We start from the raw sequence: 12,757 nt of genomic DNA, 5'->3' as shown, positions 1-12,757 counted from the left end.
TCAGTTCAGGATGAACAGCGCGAGGAAGCCGAAGATCACGAGGGTTTCCGGGATCAGGAAGTACAGCAGCAGGCTGCCGGCCTTGCTGGGGTCCTCGGCGACCGCGCCCACCAGGCTGGAGCCGATGCGGGCCTGGGCGACACCGGTGCCCAGCGCGCCGAGGCCGAGCGCGAGGCCCGCGCCGATGGCGCGCAGACCGCGGTACATGTCGTCGGGGCCGCCGACCGTCTCGGTCGTCTGGGCGTAGCCGGCGGTGGCGAGGGCGAGGACGAGGGACGCGAGGACGATCTTGTTGTACTTGGTCATCTGAACACTCCTGAGGAAAGTTATTTACCCTGCCCGCTGACCGCGTTGGCGGCGGGGCTGAGGCGACGAAGGGGGTTGTAGGCGGGGCTGGTCTCGGCGTTGAAGCCGGTCGGGTTCAGGAACTCGACCATGTGCAGACGCAGCGGCTGGACGATGTGGCCGATCAGGGTCAGGGCCAGCACGAAAAAGTGCAGCAGCGCGCCGACCACGATGCCCAGGAGGATGCCCAGGAAGCCGATGCGCTCGGCCAGGCTCCAGCCCAGGTCGGAGCAGAGCTTGGCGAGAATCGCGGACACCAGGCCGACCGCGAAGATACGGGCGTAGCTGACGACCGCGCCGCCCTGCGAGAGCAGCTCGATGGGAAGCAGCGGGAAGTGGCGGATAACGCGAATCCAGCCGATCAGGAACAGGGCAAAGCCCACGTACATCAGCAGGATCAGCGGGTTGGTGAAGTTGGTGAACTGCCCGAAGTCCTGGCCCGCGCGGGTGGCAAAGGCCATGCAGATCAGCGCGAACACGCCGCCGAACAGGGCCAGCCCTTCCCAGGTGTGGGTGGCGTCCCGGTGCTTGAGGCCCTGCTGGATGCGGATGCCCCAGCCCCACAGCACCTGCAGGATGCCGAACAGCAGCGCGAACACCAGCGCCACGTTGCTGAAGTAGCTCGTTTCCAGGCGCGGGAACACGGTCGGGATCAGGCCCCCGTGTGCGGCAGCGGCGGTGTGGACATTGGTCGCGGCCTCGTGGCTCTCGGCGTGGATGCCGGTCCAGCCCCACAGACTGTTGACCAGATCGGGGTTCACGTAGAAGAGGTGGAGGTGCTCGCCCAGCGTGCCGAAGAACTCACCGGTCAGGAAGCCCCACAGGATGCTCCAGGCCGCCATCACGTTGGTGACGAAGCCCAGGTCGCGCAGGGTGGCGGGCGGCACGTACGCCCCGAAGAAGCTGAGGTCCCAGCCCTCGTTCCGCCGCGCCTTGCCCAGCAGCCACAGCCCGAACAGCAGGAACAGCAGCCCGTAGCCGATATCCGCGATGATGATGCCGAAGAACAGCGGGAAGAACAGCGCGATCACCCAGGTGGGGTCGAAGGTGCCGTACTTGGGCAGGCTCATCAGCCCCATCACGACCTGGAAGGGCCGGACGTAACTGTTGTTCTTGAGCTGCACCGGGATGGCCTGATCGTGATGCTCGTCCACGCCGTGCAGCTCGTAGCTCACGGCGTCCCCGAACTGTCCCAGTGCCGCCTGGAGGGCGGGCACCCGGTCGGCCGGGAGATACCCCTGCATCGCCAGGCTGTACTTGCCGCGTGCCGAGACCGCGCGCACGTCGTGGACAGCGACACGGTCCTTGAGGGCGTCGCGCACCGCGTACAGGGCGGGGCCGTGGGTGCGGGCGAGCTGATCGCGCTGCTCGCCGAGCTGGCGCTGACGCTCCGCCCCATTCTGGCGGATGCGGTCCAGTTCCGCCGCCGCCTCGGACAGCGGGAGGCCGTCGAAGCGGCCCGGCAGGCGCAGCTCGCCCAGCCGCACGCGCGAGAGGGCTGCACGCACGGCGTCGCGGTCGGAGCGCAGGGCGGCGACCAGGCCGACCCGGTTCTGCCCGACCGTCTCGGTCGCCAGCGCGTAGCGGTCGGGCAGCGCCGCACGCAGCGCGCCTTCCAGCTCGCCCAGGTTGTCGGTGGGCTGAAGCAGGAAGGGCACCAGCGTCAGGCGGCGGCTGCGGTCGAGGCCCCCCGACAGGCGGGCCAGGGCACGCACCGCGTCCCCGTAGGCCGCCTCGGCGTCGAGGTCCGCCTGGAGTTCCTGGCGGGTGCGGGCCAGCGCGGACACCGGCTGCGCCGCGCCCTCCACCACGCCCTCCCACTCGCCCTGCGCGGGCAGGGGGGCGGGAGCGGGGCGGTAGGCCCCCAGTTCCGCGATGGTGCTCTCGGCGCGGGCCAGCAGGCGCTCGTCGTCGCGGCGGGACTGCGCGTCCTGCCCGGCGAGCGAGCCGGTGGAGAGGGGGCCGCCCGTGATGGGCCTCAGGTGCAGCACCCCGGCGTCTTGCAGGGCCGTGATCACCGCCTCGCTGTCGCGCTTGCGCACAGCGATCACGACCTGCTGCATGGGGTTGATCACGGCAGCACCGCCCTCAGGATGTGCTCGGCGGCCTGCTGCACCCGGCTCTGGGCACGCTGGCGGGTGGCCTGGGTGCCTTCCTCCGCCTGAGCGCGGGCCTCTTCCCGGATGCGCTGGGTTTCGGCCTGAAGCTGCCGCTCGTGTTCGGCCTGCATGGCCTGCGTGCGCGCCTGCGCCTCGGCGAGGATGCGGGCGGCTTCGGCCTCGGCAGCCTCCACTTCCCGCCTGGCTTCCTCGCGGGCCGCTTCGATCTGCGCGTCCAGCGCCGCCTCGCGGCTGGCCAGTTCACTCAAGACTCGACTTGAGACGTCCAAATCCCTCCTCCTTTCCCTTCGTGACCCAAGACACCCCTCTTGAAAAACCCCGTCCGTGAGGGCGAGGTACTCGGGGGGTGCTGTGAGCTGCTGTGATGGCCCGACCCGTTTTGGTATGCGTCAGACTCGGGAAGCATCCTAACACAGCCTTCATGGAGGTCCCGGAGGTCAAGCGTCCCGGCCTGGCCTGGACCCTTGCCAGGCCGGGCCGGGAAGAAGGGCAGGGTCAGTCGCCGCCCACGAAGACCGGCGCGCCCAGCCCCGTCTCCGGCTCGCGGTAGCCCTGCTCGCTGTGGGCGCTGAGGTCCATGCCGCCGACCTCCTGCCGCACCGTGACCCGCAGGGGCATCCACAGGCCGACAAGCTTCAGTAGGAGGAAGCTGCCGGCCCCGGTGTACAGCACACTGACGGCCACGCTCAGAAGCTGGGTGAGCAATTGCTCGCCCACCGGCTTGCCACTGCCGGTGGTCCAGGCCAGCGCCCCGGTAAGCAGCGCGCCCACGATGCCCGCGACGCCGTGACACGCGAACACGTCCAGGGCGTCGTCGGCCCCCAGGCGGCGCTTGGCCTGCACGGTCCAGAAACTGGCGGTCGCGCCCAGCACCCCGATCACCAGGGCCGCCCAGGGCGACACGAAGGCGCAGGCGGGCGTGATGGCGACCAGCCCCACGACCAGCCCGGTCGCGGCCCCGACGGCGGTGGGCTTGCCGCCCCCACGGCTTTCCCACGCGAGCCAGGTCAGCAGGGCGGCGGCCGGGGCGACCAGCGTGGTGAGCAGCGCCAGCGCGGCGGTCTGGTTGGCGGCCAGGGCACTGCCGGCGTTGAAGCCCATCCAGCCGAACCACAGCAGGCCCGCACCCAGCAGCACGAAGGGCACGTTGTGCGGCACGTGCGCCGCGCGGGGATAGCCCAGGCGCGGCCCCAGCACGGCGGCGGCCACCAGCGCACTGACCCCCGCCGCAATGTGAATCACCGTGCCGCCCGCAAAGTCCAGCGCCCCGGCCCGGAACAGCCAGCCGTCACTGCTCCAGACCCAGTGGGCCAGCGGCGCGTAGATCAGCAGGCTCCACAGGCCCCCGAAGCAGAGGAAGGCCCCGAAGCGCATCCGCTCGACCACCGCCCCGCTGATCAGCGCCAGCGCGATGATGGCGAACATCGCCTGGAATGCGGCAAAGACGGAGGTGGGAATGGTGCCCCACAGCTGGCCCTGCACCCCCTCCAGCCCCAGGTGCCCCAGGCCGCCCACCAGCGCGTTCCCGCCCTCCCCGAAGGCCAGGGTGTACCCGGCCAGGGTCCACAGCACGCCCACCAGCCCGATGGACGCCACGCTCATCATCATGGTGTTCAGGACGCTGGGGGCACGGGTCAGGCCGCCGTAGAAGAAGGCCAAACCGGGGGTCATCAGCAGGACGAGCGCGGCGGAGACGAGCATCCAGGCCGTGTCGCCCGTGTTCAGGGTGGGGGCGGCCGGCTGCGCGAGGGCCGCGCCCCCCAGCAGGACCAGCAGCGGCAGCGCCTTCACCGCGCACCGCCCTGGGGGGACTGGGGCGTGAGCCGCGTCTCGGTGACGGGCGTGAGGGCGGCGTGGTCCTCCTCGCCGGTGCGGATGCGAATCACCCGTTCCAGGGGCTGCACGAAAATCTTGCCGTCCCCGACCTCGCCCGTCTGTGCGCCCTGGCAGATAGCGCGGATGGCCGCGTCCACGAACGGCTCGCTGACGGCCATACGAAACTCGACCTTGTCCCGGAACTCGAGCATCACGCGGGTGCCCCGGTAATGCTCCACGATTTCCTGCTCGCCACCGTGCCCCGACACCCGGCTGAGCGTGAGGCCGCTGATGCCCGCCTGAAACAGCGCCTCCTTGACCTGCTGCACCCGTTCGGGACGCACCACCGCCGTGATCAGTTTCATGCCGTCTCCTTTTTCGTGGACAAAGTGCAGAGGTGAGCCTCCACCTGGCCTCAGCGTGAGACATACTTTGCAGAATGTCAACGAGAATAGGGACATATGTACAGATTTGATGTTACAAAAGGCAAGGCCCAGAAGGCGAGAGCTGAGGTCGTTCAACTTCTTGTGCGGAATGTCCAGAAAATCCAGCACAGCCTGCACAAAGCAGAAGGGGGAAAAGCCGTCTGGCCTCTCCCCCACTCGTCCCCCGCTGTCCTAAACGGCCCGGCGACCCCGGACCCGTGCCCACAGGCGGTACGCCCCCACCAGCAGACCCGCCAGCCCCAGCACGGCCAGCAGCGGCGCGAACACGGCCAGTAGGCTGAGGCCCAGGCTGGCCCCGTCCTCGGCGGTGCTGAGCACTGGGTTTGCTAGCCCCCCCGTCGTGGCGGTCGCCACCGGGCGCACGGCGGTGCGGGTGGCATGGACGCCGCCCGCGACGAGCAGGCCCAGCGCGAGGCTGAGGGCCGGGGGCACGTCCGCGATGCCCGACTGGGCCGCGAACAGCACCGCGCCCGCCGCCGCGTTCACGACCCCGCCCACCAGATGCAGCACGTGGTCCACGCCGGGAATCTTGTCGCCCACGAAGTCCAGCAGGCCCAGCACCGCCACCCCCAGCAGCACCCAGGGACTACCCAGCAGGTCGTAGGGGGCGCTGAGGTGCAGCACGCCGGTGCGGTCGAGCAGACCCACCACCAGCAGCGGAATGTAGGCGTTCAGCCCCGCCGCACCCGACAGGCCCAGCGAGGAAAGCAGACCCGAGAGCAGTTCCATCTCTCCTCCAGTACGCGCCTGGGCAGCCGGAGTTCCCGCCGGGGCTTCAGCGCAGGTAGGCCGTCAGCAGGTCCACCCCGGCGCGCAGGTCGTTCGTGTGGACGGCCTCCACGATGGTGTGGATGTAGCGGGTGGGAATGCTGAGCGTGATGGAGGGCACGCCCGCGCGGCTGCGCTGAATGGCCGCCCCGTCGGTGCCGCCCAGCGCCAGGACTTCGAGCTGGTAGGGGATGTTCTCCCGCTCGGCCAGGTCCACCAGCTCATCTACCAGCCAGCGGGTGGAAATCATGGAGGAGTCGAAGACCTTGATGCCGATGCCCTCGCCCATCCGCGTGACCGCCTCGTCGGGGCCGACGCCGGGGGTATCCACCGCCAGGGTCACGTCCAGGCCGATGCCCAGGGTGGGTTCGACCCCATAGGCTGCGACCACCGCGCCGCGCAGACCAACCTCCTCCTGCACGGAAAAGACGGCCACCACGTCGTGCCGGGGCGGCGCGTCGCGCAGGGCACGCAGCACCTCCAGTTGCAGGAACACACTGGCGCGGTCGTCCATCGCCTTGCCCACCACGAGGTGTCCGACCTGCCGCGCCGTCTGGTCGAGCGTGACCATGTCGCCCACGCGCACGCGGCGCTTGACTTCCTCGGCGTCCAGGCCCAGGTCCACGAAGAACTCCTTGACCTCCGGCACCTTCTTGCGGTCCTCCGGGGTGGCGATGTGGACGGGCCGCCCGCCGGGCGTGAGGATGCCGGGCAGCGCCCCGCCGCGCGTCTGCACCGTTACGTTCCGGGCAAAGAGGTTGCGGGTGTCGAAGCCGCCCAGCGCCTGCACCCGCAGAAAGCCCTTGTCGTCGATGAAGCGCACCAGGAACCCGATCTCGTCCATGTGGGCGCTGAGCATGATGCGCTCGCGGCGCTCACCCTCACTGACCTCGCCCTGCCCCTTTTTCAGGGCAATCACGTTGCCGAGCGGGTCCACCCGCACCTCGTCGGCCAGGCCCTCCAGTTCGCGCAGCACGAAGTCGCGCACCGCGTCCTCCTGACCGGGGACACCGTTCAGGTCCGAGAGTTGGCGCAGGAGGTCCAGTCGCAGTTCAGTTGTGGTCACGCGCGTCAGCATACGCCGCGTCTGCCGGGGCGGAGGCCGCCGCGTCCGACCCCTCGGGCCGGGGCGTGGCCTGGGGTTCCGGTGCGGGTTTCGGGCGCAGGTCTGTGCCGTTGAAGCGCCCCTGCCCCTCTGCCAGCCCGTGCTGCGCCCAGACCTCCACCGCGTCGGCCCCCAGACGCACCAGTTCCGCGAGCGTGGTCGCCTCCTCCGCGCGCCACTTGCTCAGCACCCAGTCGGCGGGGTCCCAGCCTGACGGGGGGCGCGAGATGCCCACCTTGAGGCGCGGAAAGTCGGCCGTGCCCAGCACGCGGATAATGTCGCGCACGCCGTTCTGCCCGCCGTGCCGCCCGCCCAGCCGGAACTTCAGCAGACCGAAGGGGCTGTCGAGGTCGTCCTGCACGACCAGCAGCGCGTCACTGTCCAACTTGTAGAAGGCGAAGAGCGGCCCCACCGCCTTGCCCGACGTGTTCATGAAGGTCTGCGGCTTGACGAGCAGGACCTTCGCACCGGGCGCGGGGCCGACGCGCACTTCCGCGACCTCGGCGTCCTTTTCCTTGCGCCACACCGCACCCCAGCGGCGGGCCACCTCGTCCACCACCAGCCACCCGACGTTGTGGCGGGTCTGGGCGTACTGGCCCCCCGGATTGCCCAGGCCCACGACCAGCCGCAAGTCAGGCCTCCAGGCTGCTGAGCGTCTCGCGCCAGCGGGCTTCAGTCTCGCGCACACGGGCGTCGCCCCCGGCGCGGGCATACCCGGCGCGGAAGTCGGCAAAGCGGGTGTCCGTGTCGGCAAATAGCAGGCCCAGTGCCTGCCGCACGTCCGCCACATTGCGCTCCGTCAGCGTGGTGTCCTTCTGGTCCAGCACCTCGTCAAGTGTCGCCATCAGGCCCGAGAGGGGCCGCAGCCACTGGAACGAGGGGTCGTTCATCACCAGCGAGTACAGCGCGAAGGGACCCTTCACCGGGCCGTGCAGGAACTCGTACTCGCCCTTGGCGAAGTCCAGCAGCGCCGAGTGAAAGGCGCGCAGGCTCTGGGCGAGGGCCGTGAGCTTTTGCCGGACCTGGGCATCGGAAGTCGTCATGGCAAGAGGGTAGCAAGCGCGGCGGGGGCCGCCCGGTCCTGCCGCCATTCCACGCGGGGCCTGGTCTACCGAAGCCCGCCTTCCCCGGTCTTGCTCGGCAGGAATCGCGCGACCAGGGACTGGACCAGCTCCGTTCTTGTGTACGGTGCCAGCACGCCCGGCACGGTCAATTCTTCAACCAGCAGTCCGCTGATTGCCAGGTACATCAGCACGAAGTCTTCGGCACGCAGGGTCAGCCCGTGTTCCTCGCTGAAGCGTTGGTTCCACCCAATGTTGTGCCTGACCGTGCTGAAAAGAGAAGCACGTAATTCAGGACGCCGGGTAGCCTCCAGCCGGAGTTCCAGCAGGGCCAGGGAGGTGTGCTGTTCCCGGAGGACGCGTTCCACGAGATTTTCCAGCAGGGCCGTGTAGAGTTCCTGCCCCGTTCTTTTCTGCAAGATTTCTTCCAGCCACTGTAGATCAGGCATCAGGCGCTCGTGAATGTGAAGCGCGATTTGATGCAGCAGATCAGCACGGTGACGGAAGTAGTTCGACGCCGTTCCGGTGGGCAACTCGGCGGCGTTATCCAAGGCCCGGTAGCTCAGACCGCGCGCTCCTTCGCAGGCCAGGAGGTGAATGGCGGTATCGAGCAGGAGCGTTCGGCGGGCAGCGTTCTGGCGCATGGCTTGACGTTACTCCAGGCGTACCGGTACAGTCGTAGTGAATTGGAGGAAGGACGATGCTAACCCAAGCCATCAGTCTGGTGGTCCTGAGCGACACTCCGCTCGAAAGTGCCCAGTTCTACATCCAGCACTTCGGATTCAAGCCCACGGCGGAGTTGCCATGGTTCGTCAGCCTGCAACATCCAGACCATTCCGGCCTGTTTTTTGATCTCCTGAGCAAGGACCACGCAGCGGCGGGCCGCCATCTTCAGGGCAAGAGGACCTCGGGGGTCATGCTGGCGCTGGTCGTCGTGGACCTCGACGCCGAAGCAAAACGCCTCCGGGATGCCGGGCTGACGTTCCTCATGAACCCTACCGACGAACCCTGGGGACAGCGGCGGCTCCAAATCCAGGCCCCGGATGGCGTCATTGTCGAAGTGCTGCAACAGATTCCACCCAATCAGGACTGGCTTCGGCAAAACGGCCTGGGCTAACCTTGGGTTGGCGTGGGGAGCCACATGCTTTTTCGGCTCTCTCTATCCACGCCCTGTTACCCTGACCCATGACCACCCCCAACCTGCCGGAAGCGAACGTGCCCGAACTGGACGGGACCGTGAACCTCGCGGACATCGAGGCGCTGGGCCGCTCCAGGCTCGACCGCAACGCCCTGGAGTACTACGCGAGCGGCGCGAACGACGAGGTGACACTGGCGGCCAACCGCGCCGGCTTCCGCGCCATTCGTCTGCGGCCCCGAATGCTGGTGGACGTGTCGAACGTGGACGCGCGAACGGAGGTACTGGGGCTGCCCCTCAGCTCCCCGGTGGGCATCGCGCCCAGCGCCTTTCACGGCCTGGCGCACCCGCAGGCGGAGGTAGGGACGGCGCGGGCGGCGGCCTCGGCGGGCAGCCTCATGACCCTCAGCACCTTCAGCAACACGCCCATCAAGGATGTGGCGCAGGCCGCCGCGGGCCGCTTCTGGTTCCAGCTCTACCTCTACACCGACCGCGAGGTGAGCGCCGAGGTGGTGCGCCGGGCGGAGGCGACGGGCGCGCGGGCGCTGGTGCTGACGGTGGACGCGCCCTTCCTGGGCCGCCGCGAGCCGAACGAACGCCACCGCTTCGCCCTGCCGCCGCATCTGGGCGTGCCGAACGCGGGGAGCCGCGAGCAGCTCGCCGGGATGGAATCGGAGGCCGGCTCGCAGCTCGTGAACTACTTCCAGGGGCTGGTGGACAAGACCCTGAGCTGGCAGGATCTCGCCTGGCTGCGCTCGGTCACGTCCCTTCCCATCGTGCTGAAGGGGATTCTGACTGCCGAGGACGCCCTGCTGGCTGCCCACCACGGCGCGCATGTCTGGGTCAGCAACCACGGCGGGCGGCAACTCGACACCGCCGTGAGCAGCATCGAGGCGCTGCCCGAGGTGGTGGACGCCGTGCAGGGCCAGGTGGAGGTCTACCTCGACGGCGGGGTGACGCGCGGGACGGACGTGCTGAAGGCGGTGGCATTGGGGGCAAAGGCCGTCTTCCTGGGCCGGGCCGCGCTGTGGGGCCTGGCGGCCGCAGGCGAGGCGGGCGTGCGCCGCACCCTGGACCTCCTGCACGACGAGGTGCGGCTGGCGCTGGCACTGTGTGGGAAGCAGAAGATTGGGGATGTGGGGCGGGACCTGGTGCGGGTGTAGACGAACGGATTCATACCACCGCCATAGGTCTTTCAGCTTATTTGACAGGTACCTGTCAAGACAATAAGCTTGCCTTCCATGACCCACCTCACGGCGGAGGGAGCCGCCTTCACGGAGTTGCTGCTGGAGGTCTTTCGTCTGCATGGTCTGCTGCTGGAAGCGGGCGCTCGCCTGACCTCCCCGCTGGGCCTCACCAGCGCCCGCTGGCAGGTGCTGGGCGTAGTGGAACATGGTCCTGTCACCGTGTCCGAGATTGGCCGGGTCATGGGACTGGCCCGGCAGAGCGTGCAGCAGCAGACCGACGCGCTGGAACGGGAAGGTTTTCTGACCTATATGGACAATCCCAGGCACCGCCGCGCCCGGTTGGTACAGCTCACGGAGAAAGGAAGGGAGGTCGCCGCGAGCCTCATTCCGGCCCAGGCGCAGTGGGCCAACCACATCGGCCAGGTCTCTCCCCCCGAAGCCCTCCGCGCGGCGCTGGAGACGCTCCGGGTGCTGAGTGAACGTCTGGAACAGGACACCCTGCCAGCGACCTGATGCCTACAGGAGAAACACCTATGCACATCACCCAGTCGGCCATTTCGCTGAACGTGCCGGACGTTCACGCCTCCGCCGAGTTCCTGAAACGGCACTTCGGCTTCGTGCAGGAGATGGAGTATGAAGGCGTGGCGTCCCTGAAGCGGGGCGATGCGGGCTTCAACCTGATTTTCCTCCAGACGGGCCTGTCCACCTTCAAGCCGCCCCACATCGCCGGCAGCGCCGGGCAGGGGCTATTGGTGGTGTTTGTGGTGGACGACATCGACACCGAGTACGCGCGCTTGCAGGCAGAAGGCGTGCGCGTGGTCACCCCGATCGAGACAGAGCCGTGGGGCGAGCGGTACTTTCAGGTCTCGGACCCCAACGGCGTGATTGTGCAACTGGTGCAGTGGGTCACGGTGCCGGAGGGCGTGGAAGAGGCCAGACAGCCCTGAACTGCGCCGGGTCATTGGCCGTTCAGGCCGCCTCCGGCTCCTTCTTCTTCCTCCCCCTTCTCGTCCTTAGCGCCTTTTCGCTTTCCAGCATCCGCTTCAGCGCGGCCTCGGCGCGGGTCAGGCCCTCCAGTTCGGGTTCGGTGCGGCCCGCGCGGGGTTCATAGTCGTCGAGCACCTTGCCTTCCTGATACCGGTCGAAGATGACCGGGCAGATGTAGCTGCCGCGCGTGACGGCGGGCGTGTTGCCCAGGTCGTCCGCGACGAACTTGACGCATTCCACCAGCGTCTTGCGGGCGGCCCGCTCGGACTCGGGCGCGCCCGCCTCGGCCAGGAACTCGGCGGCGACCAGCGTGCCACCCCAGGTGCGGAAGTCCTTGGCGGTGAAGGGGCCGATCACCTCGCGCAGGTAGGCGTTCAGGTCGGCGGCGCGGACACGGGTCCGCTCGCCGTCATCCACGCTCTGAAACAGCCAGGGGCCGGGCAGTTCGAGCAGCCGCTCGATGTTGGTCGCCAGCGTGCGGTTCCGCACCGTCTTTTCCTGAAGGATGGAGTGTTTGCCCCGGAACTTGAAGGTGATGTCCTGCCCCGACACCTTCACGTGTCGCTGGCGCAGGGTGGAGAGGCCGTAGGTCTTGTGCGCCCGCGCATAGGTGTCGCTGCCCACCCGGAAGTGCGCGACGTGCAGCAGCCGCGTCATCACCGCCAGCACCTTGCGCCGGGGCAGCCCCGACAGCCGCAGGTCGGCGGCGGTCACGGCGCGCAGGGTGGGCAGGGCGTCGGCAAAACGCGCCAGCCGCTGCCACTTCTTCAGCGCCCCCGCCTGCACGAAGTCGGAGTGGTAGCGGTACTGGAGGCGGCCAGCGGCGTCGCGGCCAAACGCCTGCAACTCGGCGTCGGAGTCGGGCGAGACGTACACGCCCTCATAGGCGGGCGGCACGGCCAGCGAGGCGATGCGGGCGAGGCCCTCCTCATCGGTGTACTCCTCGCCATCCGGCCAGAAGTAGCGGAACTCCTCGGGCTTGCTGCCCTCACGGTGCAGGTACTCGTCTTGCAGGAGGTCGGTGCGGCCCGCCATCACGCCACCTCCGGCTCGGCGGGAAGCTGCCAGTCGATGGGCGTCTCGCCCGCCTCCTCCAGCGCCGCATTCACCCGGCTGAAGGGCCGCGTACCCATGAACTTCGTCACGCTGAGGGGACTGGGATGGGCGGATTCGATGATGACGTGCTGCGGATTCGTGACCAGCCGGGCCTTCTTGCGGGCATACGCGCCCCACAGCACGAACACCACCCGCTCGGGCTTGTCGTTCACGGCGCGGATGATGGCGTCGGTGAACTGTTCCCAACCCTTGCCCGCGTGGCTGTTCGCCTCGCCCTGGCGGACCGTCAGCACCGCATTGAGCAGCAGCACGCCCTGCCGCGCCCAGGACACCAGGGAGCCATGCTTCGGCGGCCTGAAGCCCACATCCTCGCGCAGTTCCTTATAGATGTTCTGGAGGCTGGGCGGCAGGCGCACGCCGGGCCGCACGCTGAAGCTGAGGCCGTACGCCTGCCCCGCCCCGTGGTAGGGGTCCTGGCCCAGAATCAGTACCTTGACGTTCTCGTACGGCGTCAGCCGCAGGGCACTGAACATGTCCTCCGGCGCGGGAAACACCGGCCCCGCCTCCCGCTCACGCTGCACGAAGGCCCACAGGTCGCGGAAATAAGGCTGGCTCGTCTCTCCCTTCAGCACCTCGTCCCAGCCGCCGGGGAGGTGGACGGGCGGCGCGGTGTCGGTGCCGGGGGGCGGATTGAACAGGGGGGCAGGGTCGCTCATGGGCTGCCTCCCAGTC

At 68.7% G+C, this 12,757-nt stretch carries 16 protein-coding genes; 4 read left to right on the top strand and 12 right to left on the bottom strand.

The window, feature by feature from the left end; all coding sequences use genetic code 11:
- From ABEA67_RS09685 to ABEA67_RS09640, 10 genes are all read right to left on the bottom strand, one after another.
- Positions 1 to 306 (bottom strand): V-type ATP synthase subunit K, encoded by a 306-nt coding sequence (locus ABEA67_RS09685; RefSeq protein WP_345464491.1) that lies wholly within the window; start codon positions 304 to 306, stop codon positions 1 to 3.
- A 20-nt stretch (positions 307 to 326) separates the two neighbouring features.
- Positions 327 to 2,420 (bottom strand): V-type ATP synthase subunit I, encoded by a 2,094-nt coding sequence (locus ABEA67_RS09680; protein ID WP_345464488.1) that lies wholly within the window; start codon positions 2,418 to 2,420, stop codon positions 327 to 329.
- Positions 2,417 to 2,713, bottom strand: coding sequence for a V-type ATPase subunit subunit G family protein (locus ABEA67_RS09675; RefSeq protein WP_345464485.1), 297 nt, complete (start codon positions 2,711 to 2,713; stop codon positions 2,417 to 2,419). The genes ABEA67_RS09680 and ABEA67_RS09675 overlap by 4 nt, the downstream gene beginning before the upstream one ends.
- A gap of 247 nt (positions 2,714 to 2,960) precedes the next feature.
- Complete coding sequence (locus ABEA67_RS09670) at positions 2,961 to 4,256, bottom strand: ammonium transporter (protein WP_345464482.1); 1,296 nt, start codon at positions 4,254 to 4,256, stop codon at positions 2,961 to 2,963.
- The gene (locus tag ABEA67_RS09665; RefSeq protein WP_345464479.1) at positions 4,253 to 4,645 is read right to left on the bottom strand and encodes a P-II family nitrogen regulator; all 393 of its coding nucleotides are present in this window, start codon (positions 4,643 to 4,645) and stop codon (positions 4,253 to 4,255) included. Before ABEA67_RS09665 ends, ABEA67_RS09670 begins: the two co-directional genes overlap by 4 nt.
- A gap of 252 nt (positions 4,646 to 4,897) precedes the next feature.
- The gene (locus ABEA67_RS09660) at positions 4,898 to 5,455 is read right to left on the bottom strand and encodes a DUF4126 domain-containing protein (RefSeq protein WP_345464476.1); all 558 of its coding nucleotides are present in this window, start codon (positions 5,453 to 5,455) and stop codon (positions 4,898 to 4,900) included.
- A gap of 46 nt (positions 5,456 to 5,501) precedes the next feature.
- Entirely contained in the window at positions 5,502 to 6,560 is a 1,059-nt protein-coding gene (locus tag ABEA67_RS09655) for a M42 family metallopeptidase (RefSeq protein WP_345464473.1), read from the bottom strand.
- Entirely contained in the window at positions 6,547 to 7,230 is a 684-nt protein-coding gene (pth, locus tag ABEA67_RS09650; RefSeq protein WP_345464470.1) for an aminoacyl-tRNA hydrolase, read from the bottom strand. The genes ABEA67_RS09655 and pth overlap by 14 nt, the downstream gene beginning before the upstream one ends.
- A gap of 1 nt (position 7,231) precedes the next feature.
- Positions 7,232 to 7,642: a hypothetical protein gene (locus tag ABEA67_RS09645; RefSeq protein WP_345464467.1), complete on the bottom strand. Its 411-nt coding sequence runs from the start codon at positions 7,640 to 7,642 to the stop codon at positions 7,232 to 7,234.
- A 65-nt stretch (positions 7,643 to 7,707) separates the two neighbouring features.
- A complete protein-coding gene (locus ABEA67_RS09640; RefSeq protein WP_345464464.1) occupies positions 7,708 to 8,304 on the bottom strand; it encodes a TetR/AcrR family transcriptional regulator in 597 nt (198 codons plus the stop codon).
- A gap of 56 nt (positions 8,305 to 8,360) precedes the next feature.
- Here ABEA67_RS09640 and ABEA67_RS09635 point away from each other — a divergent pair, with 56 nt between their 5' ends.
- The 4 genes from ABEA67_RS09635 to ABEA67_RS09620 all read left to right on the top strand — a co-directional run bounded on the left by ABEA67_RS09635 (position 8,361) and on the right by ABEA67_RS09620 (position 10,929).
- Positions 8,361 to 8,777 carry a VOC family protein gene (locus ABEA67_RS09635; RefSeq protein ID WP_345464461.1) on the top strand — a complete coding sequence of 139 codons (417 nt, stop codon included), beginning with the start codon at positions 8,361 to 8,363 and terminating at the stop codon, positions 8,775 to 8,777.
- Positions 8,778 to 8,845: 68 nt separating this feature from the next.
- Positions 8,846 to 9,958: an alpha-hydroxy acid oxidase gene (locus ABEA67_RS09630; RefSeq protein ID WP_345464458.1), complete on the top strand. Its 1,113-nt coding sequence runs from the start codon at positions 8,846 to 8,848 to the stop codon at positions 9,956 to 9,958.
- 78 nt (positions 9,959 to 10,036) lie between these two features.
- The gene (locus tag ABEA67_RS09625; RefSeq protein ID WP_345464455.1) at positions 10,037 to 10,495 is read left to right on the top strand and encodes a MarR family winged helix-turn-helix transcriptional regulator; all 459 of its coding nucleotides are present in this window, start codon (positions 10,037 to 10,039) and stop codon (positions 10,493 to 10,495) included.
- Between the two features lie 20 nt (positions 10,496 to 10,515).
- Positions 10,516 to 10,929 carry a VOC family protein gene (locus ABEA67_RS09620; protein WP_345464453.1) on the top strand — a complete coding sequence of 138 codons (414 nt, stop codon included), beginning with the start codon at positions 10,516 to 10,518 and terminating at the stop codon, positions 10,927 to 10,929.
- 22 nt (positions 10,930 to 10,951) lie between these two features.
- Here the strand turns inward: ABEA67_RS09620 and ABEA67_RS09615 are convergent, their stop codons facing one another.
- Positions 10,952 to 12,004: a DNA topoisomerase IB gene (locus ABEA67_RS09615; protein ID WP_345464450.1), complete on the bottom strand. Its 1,053-nt coding sequence runs from the start codon at positions 12,002 to 12,004 to the stop codon at positions 10,952 to 10,954.
- Positions 12,004 to 12,741, bottom strand: coding sequence for a uracil-DNA glycosylase (locus tag ABEA67_RS09610; RefSeq protein ID WP_345464447.1), 738 nt, complete (start codon positions 12,739 to 12,741; stop codon positions 12,004 to 12,006). Before ABEA67_RS09610 ends, ABEA67_RS09615 begins: the two co-directional genes overlap by 1 nt.
- Positions 12,742 to 12,757 lie beyond the last annotated feature (16 nt).

It is taken from the genome of Deinococcus carri, from assembly GCF_039545055.1.
Lineage (GTDB): Bacteria > Deinococcota > Deinococci > Deinococcales > Deinococcaceae > Deinococcus > Deinococcus carri.
This window is presented reverse-complemented; position numbering and strand designations above follow the sequence as displayed.